General features: G+C 67.0%; 2 protein-coding genes and 1 pseudogene. 2 read left to right on the top strand and 1 reads right to left on the bottom strand.

Features of this window, described 5'->3' with window-relative positions:
* Nucleotides 1–174: pseudogene (locus tag AC1D00_RS37385) on the bottom strand (DUF1488 family protein); the annotation flags it as partial.
* A 119-nt stretch (nt 175–293) separates the two neighbouring features.
* Between AC1D00_RS37385 and AC1D00_RS37390 the strand changes: the two are divergent.
* The gene (locus tag AC1D00_RS37390) at nt 294–806 is read left to right on the top strand and encodes a hypothetical protein (RefSeq protein WP_477014123.1); all 513 of its coding nucleotides are present in this window, start codon (nt 294–296) and stop codon (nt 804–806) included.
* A gap of 50 nt (nt 807–856) precedes the next feature.
* Nucleotides 857–2,116 carry a cell division protein FtsZ gene (gene ftsZ, locus AC1D00_RS37395; RefSeq protein WP_135174883.1) on the top strand — a complete coding sequence of 420 codons (1,260 nt, stop codon included), beginning with the start codon at nt 857–859 and terminating at the stop codon, nt 2,114–2,116.
* Nucleotides 2,117–2,271: the final 155 nt, after the last annotated feature.

A 2,271-nucleotide genomic window follows, 5' to 3' on the forward strand; every position in this document is an offset into this window, starting at 1 on the left:
CGCCTGCTCTGCGCGCCGCCCGCCCCCTACCCCGAAAATCGATGCTCCGCAGCACGATCCCGGCGGCGTGCCCTCGAACTCCGTCGCCTGATATTTGTGTCCGGCTCGCGCCTCGATGCGGTCGCGCAGGCGGGTGAACTGGGCTTGGGCCTGGTCGGGCCTGGCGCGCACGCCGGGCGGCTGGCCCCGCCCGCGTGTTAACCGTCCATTAACCAACGCAGCCTAGCCTGCTGTAATCGTCCAGCCATCATTAGCCCGAAATGCCTTCCCGGTTCGCTCCAGGAGAAGCGCCGATGTGCGTTGCGTTGTTGACGTATGCTGATCTGGGTGCCCGCCTCAATATCTCGCGCGAGGCCGCTCGTTCGCTTGCGAGACGTCGCCGGTTGCCGCGCTCGCGTTCGGATGATGGCAAAGCGCTGGTGAGCGTTGATTTCTCCGAGCTCCGGTACGTGCCCCGCCCACGGCGTTGCCGCCAGGCAGACCCCATCGCCGCCTCCATGGCAAGGATCGAGGCGTTCAAGGCGGAGGCATTCAAGATGGAGGTCGCGCGGCTCGAAGCAGCAGCAACCGGCTACAGGGCGGATTTCGAGCGCGAGCGTGAGCGCGCCGATCGCCTGGCTGTCGAGCTGCTGCAGGCGGCTGCCGAGACGACGGCAGCCAATGCGTGGGCGGCACGACTGGAAGACGAAGTGGCGGCTCTGCGGACCGGTCGCCGGGCCAGCGGCGCGATCGCGGGACGAGCCGCGCTTCGATTGGGACATCTGGCCGCGGCCATCGTGGGCGCAGACCGCGCGGCTCGCGGGTAGCACTTGAACCTTTCTCCACCCCGGCCTGCCGGAGCAACCACGAGGAAAGAATGACTGGCATGACCGATATTCGTGAGATGAAGGCGCGCATTGTCGTGTTCGGGGTCGGCGGCGCCGGCGGCAATGCCGTCAACAACATGATCACGGCCGGGCTGGAAGGGGTCGACTTCGTCGTCGCCAATACCGACGCGCAGGCGCTGGCCATGTCGAAGGCGACGCGCCTCATCCAGCTGGGCACAACGGTCACCGCAGGCCTCGGCGCCGGCTCGCAGCCGGAATTGGGACGCGCCGCAGCCGAGGAGGTCATCGATACGATCCGCGAGCACCTAACCGGCGCGCACATGGTGTTCGTGACGGCCGGCATGGGCGGCGGCACCGGCACCGGGGCTGCACCGATCATCGCCAGGACCGCGCGCGAGCTCGGCATCCTCACCATCGGCGTGGTAACCAAGCCGTTCTACTTCGAGGGCCAGCGCCGCATGCGCTTTGCCGAAGCCGGCGTCGAGGAGCTGCTGAAGACGGTCGACACCCTCTTGATCATCCCGAACCAGAACCTGTTCCGGGTGGCCAGCGAGAAGACCACGTTCGCCGATGCCTTCGCCCTTGCCGACCAAGTGCTCTATTCGGGCGTGGCCTGCATCAGCGACCTCATCGTCAAGGAAGGTCTGATCAATCTCGATTTTGCCGACGTCCTCTCCGTCATGAAGGAGAAGGGCAAGGCGATGATGGGACGGGGCGAGGCTTCCGGCGAGAAGCGCGTGCTCGCCGCCGCCGTGGCCGCGATCTCCAATCCGCTGATCGAGAATCCCTCGATCAAGCGTGCCAGTGGCCTCATCATCTCCATCACCGGCGGCAGGGATCTCATGCTGTACGAGGTCGACGAAGCCGCGACCCGCATTCGCGACGAGGCCGATCCGGACGCCAACATCATCGTCGGTGCGTCGTTTGACGAAAGCCTCGAAGGCATCGTCCGCGTCTCGGTGGTTGCGACCGGAATCGATAATCTCGATCCGGCGCAGCAGGCGCTACCGGTGGAAACCGCCCTCACGCAGCTCGCCGGCAGGCTGCGCAACGACGGCCGTCGCATCGCCGATCGCATCGAGCGCAGTGCTACCCTGCCGCAAGTGGAAAGCCCGCCGCTCCGCCCGCAGCCGCACCACCCCGTGGGGCCACCGGCAAGGCCGGGTCTGGACTATGCGCGGCAGGCGGCGCTTCAGCCGCTCGATCCTTACGGCCGCGCCCCTGCGCGCAATGCGCCCGACGAGGCCGTTCTCGATATCCCGGCCTTCCTGCGCCGCGCCGCCAACTGAGCGGTGGCGAAGGAGGTGCGCTCCCTCTCCCGCAAGCGGGAGAGGTTCGAACGAGCCCGCGGCCAGTCGATTCGACTTAAAGCCATTCCGCTTTAGGTCCAGGGTGCGATGAGATCAGGTTCGGCCGCCCGGTTCACCCTCTCCCCAGCAGGGAG

The sequence above is a fragment of the Bradyrhizobium sp. P2_E8 genome (genome assembly GCF_056403875.1).

Coding starts and splice junctions, on each gene's coding strand:
- ftsZ (WP_135174883.1), top strand. CDS start 857: ATGACTGGCATGACCGATATTCGTGAGATGAAGGCGCGCATTGTCGTG.
- AC1D00_RS37390 (WP_477014123.1), top strand. CDS start 294: ATGTGCGTTGCGTTGTTGACGTATGCTGATCTGGGTGCCCGCCTCAAT.